Source organism: Collimonas sp. (genome assembly GCF_039923675.1).
Lineage (GTDB): Bacteria > Pseudomonadota > Gammaproteobacteria > Burkholderiales > Burkholderiaceae_D > Collimonas.
Genome location: NZ_JBDTCG010000014.1, coordinates 23,438 through 49,365 on the forward strand (window position 1 = coordinate 23,438; position 25,928 = coordinate 49,365).

General features: G+C 58.0%; 22 protein-coding genes. 16 read left to right on the forward strand and 6 right to left on the reverse strand.

From position 1 onward, the window contains the following. Positions 1 to 54: 54 nt before the first annotated feature. Positions 55 to 273: a hypothetical protein gene (locus tag ABI171_RS02570; RefSeq protein ID WP_348091105.1), complete on the reverse strand. Its 219-nt coding sequence runs from the start codon at positions 271 to 273 to the stop codon at positions 55 to 57. On the opposite strand from ABI171_RS02570, the gene ABI171_RS02575 reads away from it, so the two are divergent. Next, positions 176 to 919 carry a ZIP family metal transporter gene (locus ABI171_RS02575; RefSeq protein WP_348091102.1) on the forward strand — a complete coding sequence of 248 codons (744 nt, stop codon included), beginning with the start codon at positions 176 to 178 and terminating at the stop codon, positions 917 to 919. The two genes, ABI171_RS02570 and ABI171_RS02575, sit on opposite strands and share 98 nt — an antisense overlap. A gap of 71 nt (positions 920 to 990) precedes the next feature. Here ABI171_RS02575 and ABI171_RS02580 read toward each other — a convergent pair whose 3' ends face one another. After that, on the reverse strand, positions 991 to 1,857 hold the full coding sequence (locus ABI171_RS02580) for a sulfurtransferase (RefSeq protein WP_348091044.1): 867 nt from the start codon (positions 1,855 to 1,857) through the stop codon (positions 991 to 993). 588 nt (positions 1,858 to 2,445) lie between these two features. Here ABI171_RS02580 and ABI171_RS02585 point away from each other — a divergent pair. The 6 genes from ABI171_RS02585 (at position 2,446) to ABI171_RS02610 (ending at position 9,169) form a co-directional block, all read left to right on the forward strand. Next, the gene (locus ABI171_RS02585) at positions 2,446 to 2,994 is read left to right on the forward strand and encodes a fimbrial protein (RefSeq protein ID WP_348091045.1); all 549 of its coding nucleotides are present in this window, start codon (positions 2,446 to 2,448) and stop codon (positions 2,992 to 2,994) included. Positions 2,995 to 3,207: 213 nt separating this feature from the next. Beyond that, a complete protein-coding gene (locus tag ABI171_RS02590) occupies positions 3,208 to 3,963 on the forward strand; it encodes a fimbria/pilus periplasmic chaperone (RefSeq protein ID WP_348091046.1) in 756 nt (251 codons plus the stop codon). A 142-nt stretch (positions 3,964 to 4,105) separates the two neighbouring features. Then, positions 4,106 to 6,955: a fimbria/pilus outer membrane usher protein gene (locus ABI171_RS02595; protein ID WP_348091047.1), complete on the forward strand. Its 2,850-nt coding sequence runs from the start codon at positions 4,106 to 4,108 to the stop codon at positions 6,953 to 6,955. 182 nt (positions 6,956 to 7,137) lie between these two features. Beyond that, positions 7,138 to 8,055, forward strand: a complete 918-nt coding sequence (locus ABI171_RS02600) for a fimbrial protein (RefSeq protein WP_348091048.1) — start codon at positions 7,138 to 7,140, stop codon at positions 8,053 to 8,055. Positions 8,056 to 8,091: 36 nt separating this feature from the next. Beyond that, complete coding sequence (locus ABI171_RS02605) at positions 8,092 to 8,601, forward strand: fimbrial protein (RefSeq protein WP_348091049.1); 510 nt, start codon at positions 8,092 to 8,094, stop codon at positions 8,599 to 8,601. Positions 8,602 to 8,632: 31 nt separating this feature from the next. Beyond that, positions 8,633 to 9,169, forward strand: a complete 537-nt coding sequence (locus ABI171_RS02610; protein WP_348091050.1) for a fimbrial protein — start codon at positions 8,633 to 8,635, stop codon at positions 9,167 to 9,169. Positions 9,170 to 9,256: 87 nt separating this feature from the next. Here the strand turns inward: ABI171_RS02610 and ABI171_RS02615 are convergent, their stop codons facing one another. Beyond that, the gene (locus ABI171_RS02615) at positions 9,257 to 10,369 is read right to left on the reverse strand and encodes an aromatic ring-hydroxylating dioxygenase subunit alpha (protein WP_348091051.1); all 1,113 of its coding nucleotides are present in this window, start codon (positions 10,367 to 10,369) and stop codon (positions 9,257 to 9,259) included. 500 nt (positions 10,370 to 10,869) lie between these two features. Between ABI171_RS02615 and ABI171_RS02620 the strand changes: the two genes are divergently transcribed. From ABI171_RS02620 to folE2, 4 genes are all read left to right on the forward strand, one after another. Then, positions 10,870 to 11,136 (forward strand): exodeoxyribonuclease VII small subunit, encoded by a 267-nt coding sequence (locus ABI171_RS02620; protein ID WP_348091052.1) that lies wholly within the window; start codon positions 10,870 to 10,872, stop codon positions 11,134 to 11,136. Beyond that, positions 11,133 to 12,059, forward strand: coding sequence for a polyprenyl synthetase family protein (locus ABI171_RS02625; protein WP_348091053.1), 927 nt, complete (start codon positions 11,133 to 11,135; stop codon positions 12,057 to 12,059). Before ABI171_RS02620 ends, ABI171_RS02625 begins: the two co-directional genes overlap by 4 nt. Before the next feature lie 12 nt (positions 12,060 to 12,071). Then, positions 12,072 to 13,943, forward strand: coding sequence for a 1-deoxy-D-xylulose-5-phosphate synthase (dxs, locus tag ABI171_RS02630; protein WP_348091054.1), 1,872 nt, complete (start codon positions 12,072 to 12,074; stop codon positions 13,941 to 13,943). Between the two features lie 370 nt (positions 13,944 to 14,313). Then, complete coding sequence (folE2, locus tag ABI171_RS02635; RefSeq protein ID WP_348091055.1) at positions 14,314 to 15,117, forward strand: GTP cyclohydrolase FolE2; 804 nt, start codon at positions 14,314 to 14,316, stop codon at positions 15,115 to 15,117. Between the two features lie 43 nt (positions 15,118 to 15,160). Here folE2 and ABI171_RS02640 read toward each other — a convergent pair whose 3' ends face one another. Beyond that, positions 15,161 to 15,718 (reverse strand): cob(I)yrinic acid a,c-diamide adenosyltransferase, encoded by a 558-nt coding sequence (locus ABI171_RS02640; protein ID WP_348091056.1) that lies wholly within the window; start codon positions 15,716 to 15,718, stop codon positions 15,161 to 15,163. 98 nt (positions 15,719 to 15,816) lie between these two features. On the opposite strand from ABI171_RS02640, the gene ABI171_RS02645 reads away from it, so the two are divergent. From ABI171_RS02645 to glcF, 5 genes are all read left to right on the forward strand, one after another. After that, positions 15,817 to 17,226, forward strand: a complete 1,410-nt coding sequence (locus ABI171_RS02645; protein ID WP_348091057.1) for an FAD-linked oxidase C-terminal domain-containing protein — start codon at positions 15,817 to 15,819, stop codon at positions 17,224 to 17,226. Between the two features lie 38 nt (positions 17,227 to 17,264). Further along, positions 17,265 to 18,152 carry a LysR substrate-binding domain-containing protein gene (locus ABI171_RS02650; protein ID WP_348091103.1) on the forward strand — a complete coding sequence of 296 codons (888 nt, stop codon included), beginning with the start codon at positions 17,265 to 17,267 and terminating at the stop codon, positions 18,150 to 18,152. A gap of 156 nt (positions 18,153 to 18,308) precedes the next feature. Next, entirely contained in the window at positions 18,309 to 19,832 is a 1,524-nt protein-coding gene (locus ABI171_RS02655) for an FAD-linked oxidase C-terminal domain-containing protein (protein ID WP_348091058.1), read from the forward strand. An 8-nt stretch (positions 19,833 to 19,840) separates the two neighbouring features. Next, a complete protein-coding gene (glcE, locus tag ABI171_RS02660) occupies positions 19,841 to 20,929 on the forward strand; it encodes a glycolate oxidase subunit GlcE (RefSeq protein ID WP_348091059.1) in 1,089 nt (362 codons plus the stop codon). Positions 20,930 to 20,949: 20 nt separating this feature from the next. Next, on the forward strand, positions 20,950 to 22,200 hold the full coding sequence (glcF, locus tag ABI171_RS02665; RefSeq protein ID WP_348091060.1) for a glycolate oxidase subunit GlcF: 1,251 nt from the start codon (positions 20,950 to 20,952) through the stop codon (positions 22,198 to 22,200). 51 nt (positions 22,201 to 22,251) lie between these two features. Here glcF and ABI171_RS02670 read toward each other — a convergent pair whose 3' ends face one another. Then, positions 22,252 to 23,433 carry a porin gene (locus tag ABI171_RS02670; RefSeq protein WP_348091061.1) on the reverse strand — a complete coding sequence of 394 codons (1,182 nt, stop codon included), beginning with the start codon at positions 23,431 to 23,433 and terminating at the stop codon, positions 22,252 to 22,254. Positions 23,434 to 23,448: 15 nt separating this feature from the next. Then, the gene (locus ABI171_RS02675; protein ID WP_348091062.1) at positions 23,449 to 25,920 is read right to left on the reverse strand and encodes a glycoside hydrolase family 31 protein; all 2,472 of its coding nucleotides are present in this window, start codon (positions 25,918 to 25,920) and stop codon (positions 23,449 to 23,451) included. Positions 25,921 to 25,928 lie beyond the last annotated feature (8 nt).

Genomic DNA, 25,928 nt, shown 5'->3' on the forward strand with positions numbered 1-25,928 from the left:
GCCATGCGGATACAAAATTCCCCTGGTTCAGGCCAGATAATTCTCAGCGAATTGTCAGATAAATTTGCCGAAATGCAGCGGCTGTGCTTTAATTTGCAACATTGTTGCATTTAACGCTTGTCTGCTGGGGCCAAAAATTAATTCCACACTCGTTTCAATTCTCCTGGCGACTACCATCGCCGGGCTTTTCAGCATTACCGCCGCCGCCATTTTTTCGTTCGCGTTGCTGTCCAAGATGGTCGAGCGCATGGTCAGCCTGTCGGTCGGCATCATGCTGGCGACCTCCTTGCTGCACGCGCTGCCGGAAGCTTTCGAGTCGAACGCCGACAGCCACACTTTGTTCGCGGTGCTGCTGGGGGGCTTGCTGGCTTTCTTCGTACTGGAAAAATTCGCCATCCTGCGCCACTCGCATCACCACGAAGATGACGGTCATGGCCACCATCATGGCCATGACAAGAAAGAAGCCGGTAAAGCCGGCTGGATGATCCTGGTCGGCGACGGCTTGCACAATTTTACCGACGGCATCCTGATCGCAGCGGCTTTTCTGGCCGATCCGCACCTGGGCCTGATCACCGGCCTGGCCATCATCGTGCACGAGATTCCGCAAGAAATCGGCGATTTCATCGTGCTGCTCAACGCCGGCTTTTCGCGCACCCGCGCCTACGTCTACAACTTGATTTGCAGTCTGATGGCGGTGCTGGGCGGTTTGCTCGGCTACTTTACGCTTGAGCGCGGCATGGAGTGGATTCCCTACGTGCTGGTATTTGCCTCGTCGGGATTCATCTATATCGCCGTCAGCGACCTGATGCCGCAGATGCAGCGCCGTTCAACCTGGCGCGAAACCATCCCGCAGATCCTGCTGATCGGCGCCGGCGTCGCTATCGTCCTGTTCCTGACGCATCACGCCCACCAGCATTAAGATCTGCTATCGGCAAGGCGGGGGAGTGCGCATCTGCGCGCTTCCCCGTTTCATTTTCCGCCTGCCGATTTTTACGCGCCCTTGGCCACCGGCCGCGTGGCGTCGGAACACCATTCGCTCCACGACCCCGGATACAGCGCTGCACCGTGCAAGCCGGCGATTTCCAACGCCAGCAAGTTATGGCAGGCGGTCACGCCCGAGCCGCATTGCATCACCGCCGTTTGCGGTTCGCTGATCAGCGCGCCGAATTCCTCATGCAACTGATGGCCCGGCTTGAAACGGCCATCGGCTTGCAGATTGTCTTTGAAGAAGCGGTTCTTGGCGCCGGGAATGTGGCCGCCGACCGGGTCGATGGTTTCATTTTCTCCGCGGAAGCGATCCGGTGCGCGGGCATCGACGATGGTGCGTCGCAGGTTGGTCAGGTTGCTCAGGATGTCATGCGCGTTGACGCTGGCGGTCAGCGCCGGCTTGGCGCTGATGTTGCCCGGTGCGGCAATCGGTTCCACTGTAGATAGTCCTTGTCCGGCCGCTTGCCAGGCTGCAAGGCCGCCGTCCAATACCGCCACCGAGGCGTGGCCGATGGAGCGCAGCAGCCACCACAGGCGTGCCGCATACATGCCACCCTGGCCGTCGTAGGCGACCACTTGCGTGTCGTCGCTGATGCCCCATCCGCGCAAGGCGGCGACCAATGCATCTTGTTGTGGCAGGGGATGGCGGCCTTTGAAGCTGCCGTCGGCCGCTTGCTTGGCGCCGGACAGGTCGCGATCCAGGTTGGCAAAGCGCGCCTCTGGAATATGGCCGGCGTCGTAGGCGCTTCTTCCAGCGTCGGGATCCATCAGATCATGGCGGCAATCGACGATGATCCAGTTCGGATTCTGCGCATTCTGCTGCAGGTTCGCGGCAGAAATCAGCGTGGTGTAGGGATGTGCTTGAGACATGGCATTCCTTCTATGTAAGTCTTATTCGCGTTGATGGGATGCTGCGCTGACCTGCCTGAAGCAGCGTCAGGCCGGGTCCTCGGCCAGCGATTTTTCGGTGCGCAGCGCTATCGGCGGGCGTTCCTTCCTTTGATTATAAAACGTTGCCGGCAAACCGCCGCCAAGGATGACCGTTGTCCCCAGCCGGACGGAGATCAGGAACGACTTTCAGGGCGATTGCATGAAAGCTCTTACCAGCCAAGGACGCGCGATAGCGGTCATCGGCGCAGGCCTTGGGCGGTGGTTATTCAATCCTGCCTTGGTTTTGACATCACGGTTACCTGTCGAAAGTCAACCATTCCATTATTCGGATACTGGTTACAAGTGCTGTTTCTGTTCCAAACCGTTAATTGTTAATGCAGTTTCGTGTAGTCGCCTGGAATGTTTTTGCCGATAAGTTCATGTTTTAAGAATTATCTTATCTTTTTTTGTGAGTGGTTGTGGGTAAAGTGTGTGTTGTCGATTTCGACATAGAAATGGTTGTTTGCCGTAGTTGGCAAACTATTTTAATTCCTTCTAACTTTCTTCTATCTTTATATAGGATTCGCTATGAAAAAGAGCCTTGCTATTGCTGTACTAGCCACAACCGGGATGGTTTCCATTTCCGCTCACGCAGATAACACCATCACCTTCAACGGTGAAGTGGTTGCCAATACCTGCACCATCAGCGGCAACGGTGGCGCGGCTGATTTTACCGTCAGCCTGCCGAATGTTTCTGCATCGACCCTGCAAGCAGCCAATTCGGCTTCAGGCAATACGGCCATCAATCTGGCACTGACCAATTGCACGCCAGACACTGGCAATGTGCGTGCATTCTTCACCAGCACCCCTACCATAGCGCCTAACGGCGCCTTGAACATCGTGCCAAACGGTGGGACCGGTGTTCCTGACGCAACCAACGTACAACTGCGTTTGACCAATAGCGACCTGACAGTGATCGACGCTTCGAAGGATGCGGCAAGCCAGGGCGCAAACCCGGTCAGCCTGGTCGCCGGCGCAGCTATTTTGCAATATGGCGTTGAGTATTACTCGCAAGCCGGTAGTGCTACAGCTGGTAAAGCCAACAGCTACGTTAACTACACCCTCGACTTTCAATAATCCCTGGTTTCCTGCGTGAGCGGCAATGCGCTACTAGCGTCAAGCCGGTCGCAGAGGTAGGTGCAATGAAGTAGACGTAGTGTAAAGCGGCAAGCGCGGATATCCGGCTGGATATCCGCATCAAGAAAATTGATTCAATTCATTGAATCAATCTGTGTAAGCCAGACTATTTCGTCTGCAACACAACTCAGGTTAGCTATTTCAGGAGTAAGCATGAACAGGATTTTCCGACTGTTGTCTAGCGCTGTAGTAGTTTGTGCGGCCTTGGCGGCCTTGCCTGCCGGGGCTAGCATCGTCATCACCGGCACGCGTGTGATTTTTCCGGAAAAGGACGGTGAAGTGACCGTCAAGATGACTAACGAAGGAACGGTGCCGGGCTTAGCCCAGGTGTGGCTGGATACTGGCGATATTGATGCCGCTCCCGATACGATCAAAGTGCCTTTCACCTTGACGCCGCCGCTGTTCCGCCTGGACCCGAAGAAGGGACAGACCCTGCGGATAATCCATACCGGCGAGCCGCTGCCGCAAGACAAGGAATTGGTATATTTCTTGAACATGCTGGAAGCGCCGCCCAAGCCGAGCCCTGAAAAGGCAGACCAGAATCTGTTGCAGATGGCGTTTCGCACCCGCATTAAATTATTTTTCCGCCCCAAGGGCTTGGCGCCGCTGACTGCACCATTAAACATCCTCGTAACCTGGCAACTGGTGCCACTGGCAGATGGTAATGGTTATGCCATCAAGGCCAGCAATCCGACCGCCTATCACGCCAGCTTCAGCGATCTGAAGCTCAAGACGGGAGGCAAGGAAATCGAGGCCGATTTCGGCATGGTTGACCCGCAGTCCTCCAAAGAATTTGTGGTGAAAGATATCAAGAGCTTGCCCACCGGTCCGCTCGAAGTTGAATATCTGATGCTCAATGACTACGGTTCAGGCGTAAAAGGCAACGTCGGCGTAAGTCTCGGCAAATAAACGCACTGCGCATTGATGCAGGTTGATGTTTAGCGGGGCCACTCTCTCCTGGTTTCAAAAAAACATGCGATGTGATTGCCGCAGCGGCAGTCACAGCGGTTATCGCATCGCGGTTGGTTTTATTTATATAAGCGGATTTCCCATGTTGCAGTTCTTCCCATCATCTGCTCGCCTGTCTCAGCATATCCCGAGCGGTATCCGCCCCCCATGTTGCGCGCTAGTGTTGCTGGCGCTGGCAAGCACGAATAATGCGTCGGCCCAGGAAGTGCATGCCGATGTAGCTCCCGCGGCGGTGCGGCTGCAGGTGGCGCAGGTTGAATTCAATTCCGGCTTTTTCAATCCCGGCTCGACCCCGCTGGATGTGTCGCGCTTCAGCCGCGGCAATCCGGTGCTGCCCGGCACCTTCCGCACCGAGATATTTGTCAATGGCAATTGGCTCAGTCGCGCCGACATTCGCTTTGTCAGCCCGGCGGGGCAGCGCGATGCGGTGCCGTGCATTACGCGTGACTTGTTGCCCAAGCTGGGTGTCAAGATGGATCACTTGCGCGAGGGTGGCCAGGAGAAGCTGGCCGACCCGGCCGCCTGTGTCCAGATCTCGGAGATTGTCGACGGCGCCTTTGCCGAATACGACGGCGGCGAGCTGCGTCTGAATCTCAGCATTCCGCAGATCGCGCTCAACCGTTCCGCCCGCGGTTACGTCGGCCCGGAACTGTGGGACGATGGTATCAATGCCGCCACGCTCGGTTATAACCTGAACGCCACCCGTAGCAGCACTGGCAATTCCAGCTCCACCCAGGTATACACCGGGCTGGATGGCGGTTTGCATTTGGGGCCCTGGCTGTTGCGCCATACCGGCAACGCCACCTGGAGCGATCAGGCTTCGGGGCGCGCCGTCACCGATGTCAATGGCAGTCCGCTGGTGGATGCCAACGGCAAGCCGGTGCTGGACGCCAACGGTAATCCGCTGGTCGGCGCACCGAACAAGGGTAGACTCAAGTACCAGAGCACCGCCACCACGCTGCAACATGACTTGCCGGCGCTGAAGGGGCAATTGATCCTCGGCGACACGTTTACCAGCGGCGAACTGTTCGACAGCATCGCTGTGCGGGGCGCCACCATCGCTAGCGATGACCGCATGCTGCCGGATTCCTTGCGCGGCTATGCGCCGGTGGTGCGCGGCGTCGCACGCACCAATGCACGCGTCAAGATTACCCAGAACGGCAATATCCTTCTGGAGACCACGGTGGCTCCGGGGGCCTTTGAAATCAATGACCTGTATCCCACCGGCTATGGCGGCGATATCGATGTCGAAGTGATGGAAGCCGATGGCCAGGTGCAGCGCTTCAAGATGCCGTTCGCCGCCCTGCCGCGCCTGCTGCGCGAAGGCGGCATACGCTACAGCCTGACTGCCGGCCAGCTGCGCGACCGGCTGTTGCAGAGCAAGCTGGGCATGCTGCAGGGCACTATCCAGTATGGCTTCAACAATACCTGGAGCGGTTATGCCGGCGTCGTCAGTTCTGACGGCTACTTGGCCGGCCAGCTCGGTGCTGCAGTATCGACACCGGCGGGGGCATTCTCCGCCGACGCCACGCAAGCCCGTACCGAGTTGCCTGGCATTGGCAGCTTCACTGGCAGCAGCTACGGCCTCAGCTACAACAAGCTCATTTCGGAAACCAGCACCAACTTTGCGCTGGCGGCCTACCGCTATTCCACCAGCGGGTACTTTGGCTTGCGCGACGCCTTGTTTACCCGCGACCAGCTGGAGCAAAGCCAGAACCCCAACCGCATCGCCCGCCAGCGCAGCCGCGCCACGCTCTCCCTGAGCCAGCGTCTGGGAGAGAAAGGCGGTTCCGTGTATCTGAACACCTCATTGCAGAATTACTGGAACCAGACGGGCGTCGACAAACAATTTCAGCTCGGCTACGGCAATATCTGGCGCGATTATTCATATAACTTCACCGCTTCCCGCGTGCGCGATCTGCAAGGTACGTCATCGGTGCAGCTGTATGCAGGGATCACCATCCCGCTTGGCAGTGCGGCGTTGAACAGTTCGGCGCAAGTGAGCATGACCCGCAACAGCGGCGGCGATGCACAACTGCAGAGTAGCGTGAATAGCACCTTTGGCGATGTCGGTCAGTATTCGACCAATGTCGGCGTCAACGCCAGCAGCGGCGGCCGCGATACCAGCGGCAACTTTAGCGGCCAGTACCGCGCGCCGTACGCCAATTTGAGCGCCAACCTGAGCGCAGGCCAGGGATTCAACCAGGTCGGCTTCGGCATGCAGGGCGGCATCGTCGCGCATGCCGGCGGCGTCACCCTGGCGCAATCGCTGGGCGAAACGGTTGGCCTGGTGGAGGCCAAGGATGCGGCTGGCGCTGCACTCAGCAATTCGGTTGGCGCCAAAGTGGATAGCCAAGGTTATGCGGTCGTGCCCTATCTGACGCCTTATAGCATGAACACGGTGGAGATCGACCCTAAGGGCTTGTCGCTGGACGTCGAACTCGGCAACACCAGTGCACAGATTGCGCCGCGTGCCGGTTCTGTGGTCAAACTGAAATTCGCGACCGTGAACGGTCGTGCGGCACTGATCGACGGCACGCTGGAGGACGGCGCTCCCGTGCCGTTCGGGGCAGAAGTGCTCAACCCGAAAGGCGAGAGCCTCGGTGCGGTCGGTCAGGGCGGCAGCATCTTTGTGCGTGGCGCGGAAGACAGCGGCAGCCTGACGGTCAAGTGGGGCGACCAGCCTAAGCAAAGCTGTGCGCTGAGCTACGTCCTGCCGCCGCGTCAGAAAGATGCCAAGGGCGTCAGCTTTGACAAGGCTGTGGCGGTATGTGCGCCGCTTGCGTCACCGGTATTGTCTGCCGTCGACGCGGCCAAAGTACAGGACGTGACGTCAGCTCCACCGGCATTGTCCGCTGCCGGCGCGGTCGCAGCAAAACAGGATCAGGCAGACGGCTTGTTGATTTTTACGAGTGTTGGTAATGGAGGCTGATTTTTCAATCGTGCAAACCCGATGGATTTGCAATACACCTATCCGATCACAGGAATAAACTGATGCAATTATTTCAATCTATTAGATGTCCCATTGTGGGTCGCACTGTACGCACTCTATCGTTCCTCTGTCTTTTTGCATGCGGGATCGGGATCGGCAATTATGCGCATGCATTGTGCACTATGCCTCCACGCGTGTTAAATTCGTATAGCATCCCAGCCGCCAACATTACGGTGAATGTGACGCCGGCGCTCATCGTTGGCTCACCGATTTCTTCTTGGGTAGCCAATAATACGACAACGATAGTTTTTGATTGCCCGAATGGCGCAAGCATTCCAAATATTGGCTACGTTATTCCACAAGGGGTATCTGCTGGTATGAACTATAGTGAAGCAGGCAAAACATTTACTGTCTTTCAGACAGGGGTAGCCGGTATTGGATATGTGGTCAATGTGAAGGACCCTTGGGGTGCGTCGTATTTGCCGCTGACTACGACCAAGCTTGAAACCTATCGCGGAACAGCAGCTAATTTGGGGTGGTTCTGGCAGACCAGATTTATTAGAACGGGACCGCTCAGCGCTGGAAGCTATTCTTACGCTCAGCGACTCATTGCGCAGTTTCAGTGGACCGGTTTGTCTAATCCAAGCCAGCAAGGCACAGCCAATTTGTGGCTAACCGGAGCCACATTTAACGTCATCACTCCAACTTGTTCTTTCGCCAATACAAATGTGAACGTACCGATGGGGACGATCAGCGATACGGTGTTTACCGGTATAGGCAGCGTTAGTCCCTGGGTCCAGTTCAAACTGGTGTCCAGCGGCTGTCCGAATGTGACGACGGTGCAGATGAAGTTTACCGGCACGGCTGCCACCGGCAATAGCAATTTGTTCGCGGTGACCGGCGGCGCTGCGGGAGTAGGGCTTAACCTTTGGCAAGCAAGCGGAGCCCAGGCGGTCCCTAACAGCAGCACGTTTATCAATTGGACGCCACAGGCCTCGGGCTCTTCTTACAATTTCAGCGCACGTTACATGCAAAGTGGAGCGACTGTTACGGCCGGCGCGGCCAACGCCGTCGTGACCGTGCTGATCAGTTATCTATGAAGCCGCCTGTTACTTTATTAGAGAAGGTCTGCACTTATGGCTAACAACTATTCCTGGGGCCTATATGCGTTGCTCGCTGTTGCCCTGGCTGCTCCTGTCAGCGCCAACACGACGGCGAAATTCAACTTCACCGGCAGTATTACAAAGACTACTTGCGGCTACGCCAGCACGGACGTGGCGGTGCCGCTGGGCGACGTGAACGTCAATGTGTTCAGCGGCATCGGCAGCGCCAGTCCCTGGGTCAATTTCAGCCTGGTGTCCACCGGTTGCTCGAATGTGACGACGGTGCAGATGAAGTTTACCGGCACCGCCGCTGCCGGCAACAGCAACCTGTTTGCGGTGACTGGCGGCGCCGCAGGGGCCGGGGTTGATATTCAGACCTACAATAATCAGCAGGCTGTCCCCAACGGCAGCGCATCTATCAACTGGGGCCCACGGGCAGTGGGCGCAACCTATGATTTCAAGGCGCGCTACATGCAGACCCAAGTCGCCATTACATCCGGCACTGCCAATGCGGTGGCGACAGTGCTGATCAGCTACATATGAGCAGCTTTGTATTTTTATTGAAAGCTTTCGCATGACCAGAATATCTTCCCTGACCGCATGGCTATGCGCGTCTTTCTTTCTTTGGCTGGCCGGCCCTGCCAATGCCGTGGATACAGTACGCTTCAATGTGACCGGCCGTCTGGTGACGTCGACCTGCGATTTCAGCGTTGGCGACGTAGACCGCACCATCGCTCTGGACAAGATAAATGTCACGGCCTTTGCCGGCGGCGTGCAGAGTGCGGGCAAAAAGGATTTTACGCTGAGCCTGATAAATTGCGCCAATGCCACGACCGCGAATTTTCTCTTTTCCGGCAGCCCCCATCTGGTGGACGGCCAGCGTTTCGCTAATGGCGTCAGCCCTTCGGTGATCGCTTTATGGCTGACGGACACGGCCACCGGCACTACGATACCGGCCAACGGTAGCGTCCTGCAGCGTACCCGTTCGGTACCGGTTACCGGCTCCACGGCGTCGCTGGGCTTGTCGGCGTATTACTGGAATACCAGCGGCAGTGTGCCGGCGCCGAGCAAGCTGACGAGCCGGGTGACCATCACCATGTCGTATCTGTAGTCTTGCTGGCGTATGTCAGCTGCCGGGGTAGCTTGTCTACAGTGTTGACTTGTCGCTCAGCATCAGGTTCGGGTGCCGAGCGATACTTCAGGCGTGACTCGACACTAGGTTAGCCCGCCGGTACCACTCATGAAAATGCTGCATGCCATCTTCCATCGGCGACTGGTATGGCCCCACTTCGCTGACGCCGCGTTCCATCAGGATACGCCGGCCGGCATCCATGCGCAGTGCGATTTCGTCATCTTCCACGCAGGTTTCCATGTACGCAGCACGTTCCGCTTCGACCATCTCGCGTTCAAACAATGCAATTTCTTCAGGATAGTAGAACTCGACGACATTGGTGGTTTTCTGCGGGCCGCGCGGCCACAGCGTCGATACCACTAGCACGTGCGGATACCACTCCACCATGATGTTCGGATACAGCGTCAGCCAGATCGCGCCAAACTTCGGCGCCTGGCCGTTGTTGAACTTGAGCACCTGCTCCTGCCACTTTTTGTAGGAAGGCGAACCGGATTTTGCCAGGCCGTGATTGACGCCCACGGTCTGTACGCTGTAATCCTTGCCGAATTGCCATTCCAGGTCGTCGCAGCTGACAAAGCTGCCGAGGCCGGGATGGAACGGTTCGACGTGGTAATCCTCCAGGTAGACCTCGATAAAGGTTTTCCAGTTGTAGTCGCACTCATGCACTTCGACGTGGTCGAACAGGTAGCCGCTGAAATCCAGGTCCTTGGCGACGCCCAGCTGTTGCAGCTTTTCGCCGACATGGAAGGCGTTTTGCTCGAACAGCAAACCGTTCCAGCTTTGCAGCGGCGTCTTGGACAGGTTCATGCATGGCGTTTCACCGAAATGCGGCGCGCCAATCAGTTCGCCCTTGAGGTCGTAAGTCCAGCGATGCAGCGGGCAGACGATATTGCGGGCATTGCCGCGGCCGTCGAACATCTTGGCCTGGCGATGACGACAGACGTTGGAAATCAGCTCAATCCCTTGAGGATTGCGCACCAGCATGCGACCTTCGTTTTCAGAAGCCAAGGTGGCGTAATCGCCAACATTGGGCACCATCAGCTCATGGCCGACATAGTGCGGGCCATTCTGAAAGAGTTGCTGGATTTCGCGCTTTAACAGCGCTTCATCAAAGTAGACGTTGACCGGAAGTTGCGCATCGGAGCGCGCGAGTTTGGTAATAGAAGCCAGATCGGACATCCCTCCACCCCCAAATGTGTTGTATCAACCTAAGAGAGAAAGAATCCGCAAAAACCTGTGTTCAAATAATATGAAACGGAAATTTTGGACAGAACCAAGGATTATCCCATAAAAAAGCTGAATTTGGGGTCGTTTCAGGCATTTTATCGAGCCTGGTATCCAAATCTGTCGTCGAAATTCAACGGCGTATAAAGCTTTGCTCTAAAATAGCGGTCTAATCTATTTTTAGGGCCTGTTGACATATGATTTGGGAGATGCGTTCAAACCAAAACGTGTGCTGGCAAGGCGCGTGGCGTAGCAGGGGCAGGTCGCCCCTGCAAGCCATGCAACGCGGCCAGCGCACGTTTTGGTTTGAACCCTCCGGGAACGGCTGCAGGGGTCGCATGCCGTTGTTGCAACTCCTTGCCGTAGCACCGCTACGGCGCGTCGTCGCGCCTAGGCCTGCAACGCCTGCCGCGTGTTCGCACTCCCAAATCATATGTCAACAGGCCCTCGCTACTATGCCAAAAAATCCGATTTCCGCCAGCAGCCCGGTCTCTTTCGAACAAGCGATGGCCGAGCTGGAGCAACTGGTAGCCCAAATGGAAGCTGGCGAGCTGCCGCTGGAAGCATCTGTTGCCGCCTATAAGCGCGGTTCAGAACTGGTCAAGTTTTGCGCTGCGCAACTCGAAAAAGTCGACAGCCAGGTCAAGGTGCTGGAAGGCGACATGCTCAAACCCTTTGCCGGCGAAGCGCTGAACGATCACAGCGGCGGAGCAGACGCATGACGGCAGCCGCTCAGCTAGCAGTGACAACGCCAGCCACCGAATTGTCGTTTGCCGAGTGGATGCGCCAAGTACAGTCCGATATGGAAACTGCGCTCGGCAAATTATTGCCGGCAGAAAACAATACACCCGCCAAACTGCATCAGGCCATGCGCTATGCCGTATTGGATGGTGGCAAGCGTGTGCGGCCTTTGCTTGTATTTGCCGCGGGGGAATTATTTGCGGCGCCGACAACAGTTGCACAGCGAGCGGCTGCGGCAGTTGAAATGATCCACGCCTATTCGCTGGTGCATGACGATATGCCGTGCATGGATGACGACGCTTTGCGTCGCGGCAAGCCGACCGTGCATGTGCAATACGATGAAGCCACCGCCTTGCTGGTAGGCGACGCCCTGCAAGCGCAGGCCTTCGTGGTGCTGGCCGAAGGCGAGATGGATGCCGGACGCCAGATCGTCATGCTGCGTTTGCTGGCGCAAGCCTCGGGTTCGCTTGGCATGTGCGGCGGCCAGGCGATCGACCTTGCCAGCGTCGGCCTGAATTTGTCGCTGGGCGAGCTGGAGCAGATGCACAAGCTGAAGACCGGCGCCTTGCTGCGCGCTTCGGTGTTGCTGGGCGCATGGGGCGGCAAGGCGTTGGCGCACAATGAGATCCGGGCGCTGGAAACGTATGGCACGGCGATCGGCCTGGCGTTCCAGGTGGTCGACGATATCCTCGACGCGACGGCGGACTCCGCCACACTGGGTAAAACCGCCGGCAAGGACGCCGCGGACAACAAGCCGACCTATGTCTCGATTCTGGGTTTGCCCGAATCGCAGGCACTGGCAGAAAAATTACGCAATGACGCCCACCAGGCGCTTGCGATCTTTGGCGACAAGGCACGCCGCCTGCGTGAGCTGGCGGATTTGATCGTGCAACGGAAAGCTTAAGGTTTAGGGCAAATGCAAATACTCAACACAATAGACAGCCCGGCAGACCTGCGGCAATTGTCACGGGCGCAACTCAAGCCGCTGGCCGATGAACTGCGCGAATTCGTCATCGAATCGGTGTCGCAGACCGGCGGCCATCTGTCTTCCAACCTCGGTACGGTGGAATTGACGATCGCCTTGCACTACGTCTTCAATACACCGGAAGACCGGATCGTCTGGGACGTCGGCCATCAAACCTATCCGCACAAGATCCTCACCGGCCGCCGCGACCGCATGCACACATTGCGCCAGCTGGACGGCATCTCCGGATTCCCGCGTCGTAGCGAAAGCGAATACGACACTTTCGGCACCGCGCACTCGTCGACGTCGATTTCGGCGGCGCTGGGCATGGCGTTGGCAGCGAAGACCAAGGGCGAAACCGACCGTCACGCGATTGCCGTGATCGGCGATGGCGCGATGACTGCCGGCATGGTGTTCGAGGCGATGAACAATGCCGGCATCTACGACGACATCAACATGCTGGTGATCCTGAACGACAACGACATGTCGATCTCGCCGCCGGTAGGCGCCCTGAACCGCTACCTGGCGCGCCTGATGTCGGGCCAGTTCTATGCGCAGGCGAAGAACGTCGGCAAATCTATCCTGCCGGCGCCGATGCGGCAGCTGGCCAAACGCTTTGAAGAACACGCCAAAGGCATGGTGGTGCCTGCCACCATGTTTGAGGAATTCGGTTTCAACTACATCGGCCCGATCGACGGCCATGACCTGGAATCGCTGATCCCGACCCTGCAAAACCTGAAGAACCTGAAAGGCCCGCAGTTCTTGCACGTGGTGACCAAGAAGGGCCAAGGCTACAAGCTGGCGGAAGCCGATCCGGTGCTGTATCACGGCCCCGGCAAGTTCAACCCGGCCGAAGGCATCAAGCCGGCCACGGCCAGCAAGATGACCTACACCCAAGTGTTCGGCGACTGGCTGTGCGACATGGCGGCGCAGGACGACAAGCTGATCGGCATCACGCCGGCGATGTCGGGCGGCTCCGGCCTGGACACCTTCGCCAAGCGCTATCCGCAACGCTTCTACGACGTCGGCATCGCTGAGCAGCACGCCGTCACTTTCGCCGCCGGCATGGCTTGCGAAGGCTTGAAGCCGGTGGTGGCGATCTATTCGACTTTCCTGCAGCGCGCCTACGATCAACTGATCCATGACGTCGCCTTGCAAAACCTTGACGTCACCTTCGCGCTGGACCGCTCCGGCCTGGTCGGCGCCGATGGCGCAACCCACGCCGGCAACTACGATCTGGCCTATCTGCGCTGCATTCCGAACATGGTGGTGATGGCGGCCTCTGACGAAAACGAGTGCCGCCAGATGTTATCTACCGCTTATCAATATCATGGTCCCGCTGCCGTGCGCTATCCGCGCGGCGCCGGCACGGGCGCCGCCATCAATCCGGCACTGAGCGTTTTGCCGCTGGGTAAAGGCGAAATCCGGCGTGAGGGCCAGAGTGTCGCTATCCTGGCTTTCGGTTCCATGCTGGCGCCAAGCCTGGGCGCAGGCGAGTTGCTGGATGCGACAGTCGCCAACATGCGCTTCATCAAACCGCTGGATGTGGAACTGGTGCTGGAACTGGCCCGTACCCACGATGCCTTGGTGACGGTGGAAGAGGGTTGCATCATGGCCGGCGCCGGCGCAGCGGTGGCGGAAGCGCTGGCTGCAGCCGGATGCGTCAAGCCGATCCTGAACCTGGGTTTGCCGGACCGTTTTATCGATCATGGCGATGCCGGCTTGCTGCTGGCGCAATGCGGCCTGAATGCAGAAGGTATCGCCGCATCGATACGGCAGCGTTTTGGCAAGGACCAGCCGCGTCTGGTGGTCAATCAAAAATAAGCCGGCTTGATCGCCCGCCGTTTTTCCAGTTAGAGCCCGTCAGGGAATAAGTTGGGCATTTGGGCGGCCGTAGCTGGATGCGAAGCAAGGCGCCCGACGCGCCGCAGTGCGAGCACTGCAAGCGGTGGGCAACGCGGCAGCGCGCCAGCTACGGCCAGCACAAATGTCCAACTTATTTCCTGACGGGGTCTTACACCAGCCAGGATGCTGCTGCCCGATGGGCGACAGCGCTCAAGCCAAAGTTATATTCCATCGTTCCGGTTTTCCGCCGGCGTTGTGCGGCGAAATTATGTCGTACAACGCATGACGGCGAGCCGGGACAAGACCGCCATTGCGGTCTTTTGTCCATTGCGCAAAGGTTAAACACTCAATGAATACTCGTGACCAGAATCTGACGATTCCAGACGTGCAAAGCAGCATCGATACCCGCCACCTGGCGATCCAGCGCGTCGGCGTCAAAGGCGTGCGCTATCCGCTGACCGTGCGCACCGGCGCGGCCGCGCAAGCGACCATCGGTAGCTGGAACATGTATGTGCATCTGCCGGAACAGCAGAAGGGCACCCACATGTCGCGTTTCATCGCGCTACTGGAGGGTTTGGACGGACCGTTGGACGTCGCCTCGTTTGGCGAGCTGATGCGCAAAATGGTGACCCTGCTGGACGCCGAACGTGGCCGCATCGAACTGACTTTCCCGTATTTCATTAACAAGACCGCGCCGGTTTCCGGCGTGCAGAGCCTGATGGATTATGAAGTCGGTTTCACCGGCGAAATCAACCAGGGCAAGCTGGAAATCAGCCTGAAAGTCATGGTGCCGGTGACCAGTCTGTGCCCATGTTCGAAGCAGATCTCGGCCTATGGCGCACATAACCAGCGCTCGCACATTACTGTCAATGCCGTGCTGGACGGTGAGATCCAGGTGGACCAACTGATCGCCAGCATCGAAGCGCAAGCGTCTTGCGAACTGTTCGGCTTGCTCAAGCGTCCCGATGAAAAATACGTGACTGAACGCGCTTACGAAAATCCGAAATTCGTCGAGGATCTGGTGCGCGACGTGGCTGTGGCCCTGAATAACGAACCGCGCGTTCTGGCCTATGTGCTGGAAGCGGAAAATTTTGAGTCGATCCACAATCACTCGGCCTACGCATTGATCGAGCACGACAAGCGTAACAAGTAAAAATGATTAATACAAAAAGGCTTGGCGATGCCGCCAGGCTTTTTTAGACATCCCGCGCTCTGTCCTTCTGCCACAGCACATCGCTGCCGCCATCCATCCGGTTCAGCACCCGCGACAGCACAAACAATAAATCCGACAAACGATTCACATACTGCCTTATCGGCTCGCTCACGGTCTCGTTCTTGCCCAAGCTGACAATGCTGCGTTCCGCGCGACGGCAGACGGTGCGGCACACATGCGCCAGCGCTGCGGCATGGCTGCCGCCCGGCAGGATGAAATCCTTCAGCGGCGGCAGGTCGTCATTGTATTTTTCCAGCAATCCGTCAAGCCGCGCTACCTGCGCTTGAGTGACTAGCGTGTAACCGGGAATGCACAGTTCGCCGCCAAGATCGAACAGGTCGTGTTGTATCGACAGCAAGGTCTCACGCAGCGGCGGATCCAATTGATCGCAAAGCAACAAACCGAGTTGCGAGTTCAGTTCGTCGACATCGCCGATGGCCTGGATCCGCAAGCTGTCTTTGTCGACGCGGCTGCCATCGCCGAGGCCGGTGCTGCCTTTGTCGCCGGTGCGCGTGGCGATCTTGGAAAGTCGGTTACCCATGGGTTTCAGTATATTCAAGTTGAAATGGCAATCCTGATAATGTACACCAGCACTGTATGCGGCTGCAGAGTAAAATTCATGGATAAGGAGACCTGCCCATGAATCACATCACCGATCTCGCCGCTTTGAAGAAAGCGCTGCCGGATGCCTTGCTGGCGTCGCTCAAGGATTTGTTTGGCGAGCGCTTCTCGGCTACCCTGGCGATGCGCGAACAGCATGGCCGCGATGAATCTTCGTACGATCCCATGTTGCCGGATGCAGTCGTGTTCGCCGAAACCACTGAAGAAGTGGCAGCGGTAATCAAGCTGTGCAGCGAACGCCAGATCCCGGTAATTCCGTTCGGCAGCGGCACCTCGCTAGAGGGTCATGTGCTGGCGCTGCAAGGCGGCATCAGCATCGACCTGACGCGCATGAACCATTTGCTGGCGATCCATGCCGAGGACCTGACGGCGACGGTGCAAGCTGGCGTCACCCGCAAGCAGTTGAATCACGAAATCAAGGATAGCGGCCTGTTCTTCCCGATCGATCCTGGCGCCGACGCCTCGATCGGCGGCATGGCGGCCACCCGCGCTTCCGGCACCAACGCCGTGCGCTATGGCAGCATGCGCGAGAACACAATGGCGCTGACCGTGGTGACTTCTGACGGCCGCATCATCAAGACCGGCACGCGCGCCAAGAAATCGGCGGCGGGCTACGACCTGACACGGATCTTTGTCGGCAGCGAAGGCACGCTGGGGGTAATCACTGAAGTGACGGTCAAACTGTATCCGCAGCCGGAGGCGATTTCCGCCGCGGTATGTTCGTTTGAAAATATCGCCGATGCCGTCAATGCGGTGATCCAGACCATACAGTTGGGTGTGCCGGTGGCGCGCGTAGAACTGCTGGATGAAAACGGCGTGCGCGCCATCAATGCCCATTCCAAGCTGGCGCTGCCGGAGCAGCCGCTGTTGCTGTTTGAATTCCATGGCAGCGAGAATGGCGTCAAGGAGCAAGCCGAGATCGTCCAGGAAGTCGTCGCCGAACATCATGCCACCGGTTTTGAATGGGCCACCCGGCCGGAAGACCGCTCGCGGTTATGGACCGCGCGCCACAACGCTTATTTCGCCTTGCTGCAATTGCGGCCGGGCAGCCGCGCGATATCCACCGATTGCTGCGTGCCGATTTCGCGCCTGGCGGAATGCATACTCGACACCAAGGCCGACTGCGAAGCAAACGGCATGGTGTACTCGATCATCGGCCACGTCGGCGACGGCAATTTCCATGTGCAGATGCTGGTCGATCCGGACGATGCCGCCGATATCGCGCGCGCCGAGGGCGTCAATGCGCGTATGGTGAGTCGCGCCATTGCCATGGACGGCACCTGTACCGGCGAACATGGCGTGGGTTTGCACAAGATGGATTTCCTGATCGAAGAACACGGCGTCGAGGCCATCGCCACAATGCGTGCGCTGAAGCACGCTTTCGATCCGAAGAACATCATGAATCCCGGCAAGATCATCCGGTGGTAAGCCCAGCGTCCAAATCAACCATGTCGAATAAAACCCCTCTGGTCAATCGCCTGCCGCCGGTGCATGCCTTGTCTGCCTTTGAAGCTGCCGCGCGCCATCATTCGTTCGCACTGGCGGCGGAAGAACTGTGCATTACCCCGTCGGCGTTGTCGCACCGGATCCGCTTGCTGGAGGATTTCGTCGGCGAGCGCCTGTTTTCACGCGAAGGACGGACGGTGGCCTTGTCCGAATTCGGCCACCGTTATCTGGAAGTGGTACGCAGCGCCTTGCGTACGCTGACGGAGTTTCCGCTGCCGCAACGCCACGCGCAGGTGCAGCCGCGGGTCAAGATCACCGCGCCACCGACGTTTGCGCGGCAGTTGCTGATTCCGCATCTGCACAGCTTTGTCAGTCAGCATCCTGACATCGTGGTGGAAATATTCCTGTCGGTGCCATTGTACGACCTGAGCCTGACGGAGAGCGACCTGGAAGTGCGTTTCGGCGCAGGCAAGTATCCCAACACGACGACTGAAAAGCTGTTCGAAGAGCCGACCTTTGCCGTCGCCAGCCCCGAGTACCTGAAGAAAATCGGGCCTTTGAACAAGCCGGCCGACTTGCGTAAGGCCAGCCTGCTGCGCTCGGCATTGGAACCATGGCAACCGTGGTTCCAGGCCGCCGGACTAGACTGGCCGGAACCGTCATCGGGATTGCGCGCCGACGACCTGGGTTTGCTGCTGGAGCTGGTGCGGCATGGCCACGGCGTCGGCCTGACCCGCAAGCACTTTGCGCAGGAACTGATGGAACAAGGCAAGCTGGTGCAGTTGTTCGACATCAACCTGACTTCGCCGCCGCATGCCTACTATCTGGTGTACCAACAAAAGCCCCAGGAGCGGCCGGAAGTGACGACCTTCATCGACTGGATGAAAACCACCTTTAGCCGCATTTGAATAGGTTAATAGCGCTTGGCATGGGCTGAAAATATTTCACAGACGGCATGCAAGGTTTTCAGCCGGAATCGGCAGGAAAGCATTTTTCCGGCTGCACAATGGCCTTATACTTGGCCGGATACCTGTCAATAATCAAACAATAGCCGGGAAGCCAGCATGAACTTGCCAGCCTCAGCGCCTGCATCAGCATCAAGATCAAGCGCCGCTGAACCAACTTTTGACCCCGCCCGCCAGCAGCAAGTGGTGGCGGCGCTGCGCAGCTTGCTGCCGCCGCAGGCGCTGCTGTTCAACGACGAAGATACACGCCCCTACGAATGCGACGGGCTGGCCGCTTATCGCCAAAGCCCGATGGTGGTTGCCTTACCGGAAAACGAAGCGCAGGTGGTGGCGATTCTCAAGACTTGCCGCGACCTCAAGGTACCGATCGTGCCGCGTGGCGCCGGCACCGGCTTGTCCGGCGGCGCCTTGCCTATCGCTGACGGTGTGGTGCTGTCCACTGCCAAATTCACCCGCATCGTCAAGCTCGACCCGTATGCGCGGACGGCAGTGGTGCAGCCCGGCGTGCGCAACCTGGCGATTTCCGAGGCTGCCGCGCCGCATAACCTGTATTACGCGCCGGATCCGTCTTCGCAGATCGCCTGCACCATAGGCGGCAATGTCGCCGAGAATTCCGGCGGCGTGCATTGCCTCAAGTACGGCTTGACCGTGCATAACGTGCTGCGGGTGCGGATGGTCACCATCGATGGCGAGATTGTCGAACTGGGCGGCGGTGCGCTGGATGCGCCAGGGCTTGACCTGTTGGCGGTTTTCATAGGTTCGGAGGGCATGCTGGGGGTGGTGACCGAAGTGACGGTCAAACTGATTCCGAAGCCGCAAGCCGCGCGCGTCATCATGGCTTCGTTCGACGACGTGGTCACCAGCGGCAATGCAGTGGCCAATGTGATCGCCGCCGGCATCATCCCGGCCGGGCTGGAAATGATGGACCGTACCAGCTCACGCATGGTGGAACCCTTCGTCAAGGCCGGTTACGATACCGACGCCGCCGCGATCCTGCTATGCGAATCGGATGGCACCACGGAAGAAGTGGAAGAGGAAATAGCCCGCATGAGCGATGTCCTTAGCGCCAGCGGCGCGACCCGCATCGAAGTCTCCACCTCTGAAGCCGAGCGGCTGCGCTTCTGGTCCGGCCGCAAGAATGCCTTCCCGGCCGCCGGCCGCATTTCCCCCGATTACTACTGCATGGACGGCACCATCCCGCGCAAGAACCTGGCGCAAGTATTACTCGGCATCGAGCAGATGGAAAGCAAATACAATTTGCGCTGCGCCAATGTGTTTCATGCCGGCGACGGCAACCTGCATCCCTTGATTCTGTTTGACGCCAATGTACCCGGCGAATTTTATCGCGCCGAAGAATTCGGCGCAGAGATTCTTGAACTCTGTGTGGCTGTCGGTGGCACCATCACCGGCGAGCACGGCGTCGGCATTGAAAAGATAAATTCGATGTGTGTGCAGTTTTCGCCCTTGGAGCGAGAAGCGTTCTTCAACGTCAAGCGCGCATTCGACACAGCATTTCTGCTGAATCCGGATAAGGCGATTCCGACTTTGCAGCGTTGCGCCGAGTACGGAAAAATGCACGTGCAGCGCGGCCAGATTAAATTTCCCGATTTGCCTCGGTTTTGACCTACGACATGGACCCACAACAATTCAAAGAACAGGCCCGGGCACAGATTCTCCAAGCCGCAGCAGATCATGGCGCACTGGAAATCCGCGGCGGCGGCAGCAAGCACTGGTACGGCCAGAAAATACAAGGCGAGGTGCTGGATACGCGCGGTTACAGCGGCGTGATCGACTACGAACCGACAGAATTGGTGATCACCGCCCGTTGCGGAACGCCTCTGTCTGAGATTGAAGCGCTGCTGGCGCTGCATCAGCAAATGCTGGCCTTCGAGCCGCCGCATTTCGGCAGCGGTGCCACACTCGGCGGCATGCTGGCTAGCGGTTTGTCCGGCCCTTCGCGTCAGGCGGTTGGCGCCTTGCGTGACTTTGTGCTGGGCGCCGTACTGATGGATGGCAAAGGCGACGTGCTGCATTTTGGCGGCCAGGTCATGAAGAATGTCGCGGGCTACGATGTCTCGCGTTTGCTGGCGGGTTCGCTCGGGACGCTGGGGCTGATACTGGAAGCTTCGATAAAAGTGTTGCCGCTTCCGGTTGCCGTCAGCAGCCGCCGTTTTGCGATGAATGAGGCCGAGGCGATTCGCAATCTCAATCAATGGGGCGGTCAACCGTTGCCGGTTGCTGCCAGTTGCTGGCACGATGGGGCGTTAACGATCCGCCTGGCGGGCGCCGAGGCGGCTGTGCGCGCTGCGGAACAAAAGCTCGGTGGCGATATCGTTGCCGATGCCGGTGAATTCTGGCAAGCCCTGCGCGAGCAGACGCATTCCTTCTTTGCCGGCGCCGCCACGGGCAAGGCCCTGTGGCGCTTGTCTGTGCCTTCGACCGCTGCGCCGCTGGCGTTGAGCGGAAGCACTTTGATCGAATGGGGTGGAGCGCAGCGCTGGCTGATTTCCGATTCCAGCGCTGCGGCGATTCACGATGCGGCGATTCGCGATGCGGTGAGCGGTGCTGGTGGTCATGCCACATTATTCCGTGGTGGCGACAAGAGCGCCGGCGTGTTTCAGCCTTTGGCGCCTGCCGTCGCCAGAATTCATCGCCATTTGAAAGCCGGTTTCGATCCGTCGGCAATCTTCAACATTGGCCGTATGTATCCGGATTTTTAGCAAAGACAGAGCGCGCATCCATGCAAACCAATCTAGCCGATTTCATCAAGAACACCCGCGACGGCAAGGAAGCCGATGCGATCTTGCGCGCCTGCGTGCATTGCGGATTTTGTACTGCGACTTGCCCGACCTATCAATTGCTGGGCGACGAGCTGGACGGGCCGCGCGGGCGCATCTACCTTATCAAGCAGGTGCTGGAAGGAAAGCCGGCCAGCGTCAAGACGCAAACGCATCTGGACCGTTGCCTGACCTGCCGCAATTGCGAATCGACTTGTCCTTCCGGCGTGGAATACGGGCGCTTGCTGGATATCGGCCGCGAGGTGGTGGAGAGGCAGGTTGGCCGTCCGCTCGGTCAGAAAATCACACGTACGGTACTCAAGGAGTTGTTGCCACGTCCCTGGCTGTTCAAGCCGGCGATGGCCGGCGGCCAGTTGTTGCGGCCGCTATTGCCGCAGAAATTGAAAAATAAAATCCCCGCAAAGCAGAACGCCGGCATCAAACCGCAGCGGGAACATGCGCGCAAGATGTTGTTGCTTGACGGTTGCGTGCAGCCGGCGATGTCGCCGAATATCAATAGTGCGACCGCACGAGTGCTGGATGCGCTGGAGGTGCAATTGCTGGTGGCGCCAAAAGCCGGCTGCTGCGGGGCGATCCGTTATCACCTGAATGACCAGCAGGGCGGCCTCGACGACATGCGGCGCAATATCGATGCCTGGTGGCCGTATGTCATTGGCAAGGATGGGCAAACGGGCCAGGGCGTGGAAGCGATCGTGATGACCGCATCCGGCTGCGGCGTGACGGTAAAGGAGTACGGCCATTTGCTGGCTGCCGATCCTCTTTATGCTGTGAAGGCGAAAGCCATTTCAGCCTTGACCAAGGACCTGAGCGAAATCCTGCCTGAGTTTGAAGTTGAACTGCAACAGAAATTGAGTGGGAAATTCTCTCAACGGGTTGTGTATCACCCGCCTTGCACCTTGCAACATGGCCAACAGATCCGCGGCAAAGTCGAAGGTTTGCTGCGTGGCGTCGGCGTCGATGTGAAACTATGCACAGACAGTCATTTATGCTGCGGCTCGGCCGGCACGTATTCGGTATTGCAACCGGAACTGTCGTATCGCCTGCGCGATAACAAGCTGGAAAATTTGCAGGCCAGCCAGCCAGACATGATCGTATCAGCGAATATCGGTTGTCTTACGCACCTGCAATCGGGTACGCAAACACCGGTCAGGCATTGGATCGAGCTGCTGGATCAGGCGCTTTCGGAAAAATAAAAACATGCAGGCCAGATGAGCGCAGCGCCATCCCGCCTGCGTGCCCGGCAGTTAAAACTGGTGGCGGATCCCGACTGCGCCCACAAATTGCTTGCCGTTGGAAGACGGCGAACCATTTTGTGAATCGCCGACAACCGCCACGGCGTTGACCGGCGTTACGCCGTTGGCGCTCAAGGTCTGACCACGCGCCTTTTGATAGGCTTGCAAGAAATACAGCGCGGTACGTTTGGAAAAATCATAGGTCTGTTCCAGCGAAAATTGCTGATAGCGTGCCGGATCGCTGATGCCGTTCGCTGCCGATTCGCGCGTGTAGCTATAGCCGGCTGCCAGCGTGACTGCCGGGGTCGGTTTATAGGTTGAAATCAATCCCGCAGTATTGAAGGTCGCCTGATGCGTGAACAGCGATGCGGTTCCCGGCGTCATCTGGACATTGGAAAAATTCAGGCCCAGCATCAATTTGTCCGACAAGCTGTAGCGCGCAGCGGCGGCAATCATTTGCACTGCTCTGGCCGAGGCATAGCCGGCGTTGACCGGCGATTGGGCATAACTGCCTGACGTCACATTCGGATCCCACGGTGCAAAGCCCTTGAGATTGTTGTTGGTCAGCTTGACGTATCCCAAGGCCACGCTCAGGGCATTATAGTCATAGCGCAACGCCGCACTGGAGGAGTTGCCGGAACTGATGGCGCCGGCATTTTCTCCGAAACCATACAAGGCGCTGGCCTGGAAACCTGAAATAACCGGGCTCGCGTATACCAGCGAGTTGTTGATCCGTATGGTCGTGTCGAGTCCGTCAAGATCTCCTGGATGCGCGCCGGTGGCGCCGGTCAGCACGCCTGTGGGTCCCAGTCCGCCGACGTAGCGCCAGTATGGCGTGTATTGGCGGCCGAGCGTAAACGTGCCGTACCCGGCATCGCTCAGCCCGACAAAAGCCTGGCGGTTGAAGGCTTTGGTGGCGTTGCTCTGGGCGCCGGTATTGATGCTGAATCCCTGCTCCAGCGTGAAAATGGCCTTGTTGCCACCGCCCAGGTCTTCACTGCCGGTAAAGCCGAGCTTGCTGGCATTCAAGTTGCCGCTGTTCATGTAGATGTTGGAATTGCCGCGTTGATTGCTTGCATAAACAATCGCGGCGTCGGCCGTGCCATAAATGGTGACGCCGGTTTGGGCTTGCGTATGGCTGGCGCCAGTGATCGAAGCCGTTGCCAACAGTAGTTTTAGTGTTTTGTGTTTCATGTCTCCTCCGTGGTGTTATTGTTTGAATCGCTTAAGAACGCTGACGATCTTTTGTGTGATGGATAATTTCGGATCGGATTGCCGCTTGATTTTCAATTTGATTTCGCGACGTCCATTGACAATGGCATCTCCTAGAATGGCGGCGGCGCCAAGCACCACCTGACGTGTTTCATGCTGCGGTAAAAGAAGTGTGACGAGATCAGATGCCGGCTGAATACCTGCGCATTCAAGGTCTATCTCCAACATCGACGGCATGCTTTGCACGTGGATTTTCCATAGGCTGTTCTTGCCATCGATGTAGCCGTAGCCGTCGCCGTCATCGTCGAAAAATTCGGTCTCGAAACTGCCTTCGAGCTGGTGCGGAAAGACCATGAAACCTTGTTGATGCGCGGCCTGGTTGAAGTGTTGTTCGGCGATATTGATGGCGATGGCGCTGCCCGCACGGGCCAGCAGCGGCGGCTCTTCACCCACGGCGGGTAACACGATTTCCTGCCCGCCTTGATGGCGCGCGCCGCTCCAGAAGTCATACCAGTCTGCGCCGGCGGGAAGATAGACGGCGCGGGTCTTCTGATCGGGTTCAACCACCGCAGCCAGCAACAGATTGGCGCCGATCAGCATGTCGTCGTTTTCCGTATAACACTTCGGATCGTCGGGGAAAGCCAGGAAAGTCGGCTTGATCATCGGTTCGTAGTGCTGGTGATAACGCCACAGCAGATCGTAGAAATACGGCGTCAGGCAGGCGCGCAGTTTCAGCAGGTTGCGGATGGCGCCGGTGATTTCGGGATACATCCAGGCTTCGTTGACGGTCTTGTCGTCGTTCCACGAGTGGATTGAAAAGCGCGGCATGAAGATGCCGAACTGGACCCAGCGCAACAGCAGTTCAGAGCTCGGCGCCGGGCCGCTGAAGCCGCCGACATCGTGGCCGGTGTTGGAGATGCCGGACAGCGCCAGGCCGATTCCCATCTTGATGTTGTACTTGAGCGTTTGCCACGAGGTGTAATTGTCACCGGACCAGGTCTGGACGTAACGCTGCATGCCTGCAGTGCCCGAGCGCGACACCAGGTAGGGGCGCTTGCCCGGGGTGAACTCGGATTGCGCCTCTTGCGAAGCTGCCATCATCAGCAAGGTTTGCAAACCCTTGGCTTCGACCGCCTTGAACGGCTGGCCGAAACCATGGACTTTGGCTTGCGGATTCAATACCTGGAATTCATTGTTGTCGTTCCAGGTGCTGGCGATGCCGTATTCCAGCAGGGAGGTCGTCACCGCCCGCTTCCACCAGCTTATGGTGTCCGGATTGGTAAAGTCCAGATAGGCGCCGACCTCGTCCCAGAACTGGACCATCTCCGGCTTGCCATCCTGGTCATTGATGAACAACTTGAGACTTTCGGCTTCGGAAAAGCGCGGATGGTCTTGCAGCAGGCAAGGTTTGATGTTGGCGCACAGCCGCACGCCGTGCTCCAGGTAGCGTTGTGCGAAAGCTTGCGGATCGGGAAATTTGTCGCGGTTCCAGTTGAACACGTAACGCTTGTTGCCGATCGAGGTGTAACCGGAAGAAAGATGAAACGACTCGCACAACATATCGTGTTGCTCGCAGTTCGCCAGGAATTCATTCATCTTTTCCTGGGCGTCGGGCTCGTCGGTATAGGTCATGGTCGAGCCGGAATAACCCAGGCCCCACTTCGGCGTGAATGCCGGCTTGCCGGTCATCCAGGTATAGCGCCGTACCACCTGTTCCATGTTGTCGCCGGCGATGAAGTAGTAATCCAGGTCGCCGTGTTCGGCGACGAAGTAGCGATAGTGGCCGTGGTAGTTGTCCAGCTCGCAGCCCATATCCAGCTTGCCTTCCGACAGGGTGTCGTAGAACAGGCCGAAGGCGGCTTTCTGGCGCTTGCTCCAGGTGATGTAGAACGGGATGTGCTTATACAAGGCGTCGGTGCTGCTGGCGTTGTAACCCATCGCATCGATGGTTTTCAGCGAATAGCTGCGGCCATGCCGATTGGTGTCGCCGCTGCGTTCCCCCAAGCCGAAATACATCTCGTCCCCGGCGTCGCGTTTCAAGTAGTGATAGATCTTGTCGTCCCAGTAGCCGAAATTGACGTGTTGGGTGCTGCGATCCTGAGCTACCTGCTTCCATTCGCCATCGGGCCGGGTTTCCCAACTGCAGGACAATCCCTTCAATTGCACCGTCAGACGGATTTTTTCGGTCTGTATCTGCAACGCGCCGGCAAGATTCCTGAGCGTGTAGTCGGGCTGGGAAAAGCCTGCGAGAGAGAGTCGTGATCGTCCGTCCAGCGGTAACTGCTGCGTGCCGGGCGCGATGGCCCAGGTACGCGGAAAATGCAGCGTCGCATCCGGCAGCACCATGACGCGGATGATGTCTTGTTCCAGTACGAAGATATGTGCGACATGGCCATCGGCGCTTTTCAGCATCAGCGATGCGCCGTTCTTTTCAGCCAGGCGAAATTCAGGAATGTGATTAACCGACATGCAAATCT

Coding starts and splice junctions, on each gene's coding strand:
- ABI171_RS02620 (WP_348091052.1), top strand. CDS start 10,870: ATGCCAAAAAATCCGATTTCCGCCAGCAGCCCGGTCTCTTTCGAACAA.
- ABI171_RS02580 (WP_348091044.1), bottom strand. CDS start 1,857: ATGTCTCAAGCACATCCCTACACCACGCTGATTTCTGCCGCGAACCTG.
- ABI171_RS02570 (WP_348091105.1), bottom strand. CDS start 273: ATGATGCCGACCGACAGGCTGACCATGCGCTCGACCATCTTGGACAGC.
- ABI171_RS02645 (WP_348091057.1), top strand. CDS start 15,817: ATGAATCACATCACCGATCTCGCCGCTTTGAAGAAAGCGCTGCCGGAT.
- ABI171_RS02640 (WP_348091056.1), bottom strand. CDS start 15,718: ATGGGTAACCGACTTTCCAAGATCGCCACGCGCACCGGCGACAAAGGC.
- ABI171_RS02655 (WP_348091058.1), top strand. CDS start 18,309: ATGAACTTGCCAGCCTCAGCGCCTGCATCAGCATCAAGATCAAGCGCC.
- ABI171_RS02590 (WP_348091046.1), top strand. CDS start 3,208: ATGAACAGGATTTTCCGACTGTTGTCTAGCGCTGTAGTAGTTTGTGCG.
- glcF (WP_348091060.1), top strand. CDS start 20,950: ATGCAAACCAATCTAGCCGATTTCATCAAGAACACCCGCGACGGCAAG.
- folE2 (WP_348091055.1), top strand. CDS start 14,314: ATGAATACTCGTGACCAGAATCTGACGATTCCAGACGTGCAAAGCAGC.
- ABI171_RS02595 (WP_348091047.1), top strand. CDS start 4,106: ATGTTGCAGTTCTTCCCATCATCTGCTCGCCTGTCTCAGCATATCCCG.
- ABI171_RS02670 (WP_348091061.1), bottom strand. CDS start 23,433: ATGAAACACAAAACACTAAAACTACTGTTGGCAACGGCTTCGATCACT.
- glcE (WP_348091059.1), top strand. CDS start 19,841: ATGGACCCACAACAATTCAAAGAACAGGCCCGGGCACAGATTCTCCAA.
- ABI171_RS02675 (WP_348091062.1), bottom strand. CDS start 25,920: ATGTCGGTTAATCACATTCCTGAATTTCGCCTGGCTGAAAAGAACGGC.
- ABI171_RS02585 (WP_348091045.1), top strand. CDS start 2,446: ATGAAAAAGAGCCTTGCTATTGCTGTACTAGCCACAACCGGGATGGTT.
- ABI171_RS02605 (WP_348091049.1), top strand. CDS start 8,092: ATGGCTAACAACTATTCCTGGGGCCTATATGCGTTGCTCGCTGTTGCC.
- ABI171_RS02600 (WP_348091048.1), top strand. CDS start 7,138: ATGCCTCCACGCGTGTTAAATTCGTATAGCATCCCAGCCGCCAACATT.
- dxs (WP_348091054.1), top strand. CDS start 12,072: ATGCAAATACTCAACACAATAGACAGCCCGGCAGACCTGCGGCAATTG.
- ABI171_RS02615 (WP_348091051.1), bottom strand. CDS start 10,369: ATGTCCGATCTGGCTTCTATTACCAAACTCGCGCGCTCCGATGCGCAA.
- ABI171_RS02610 (WP_348091050.1), top strand. CDS start 8,633: ATGACCAGAATATCTTCCCTGACCGCATGGCTATGCGCGTCTTTCTTT.
- ABI171_RS02625 (WP_348091053.1), top strand. CDS start 11,133: ATGACGGCAGCCGCTCAGCTAGCAGTGACAACGCCAGCCACCGAATTG.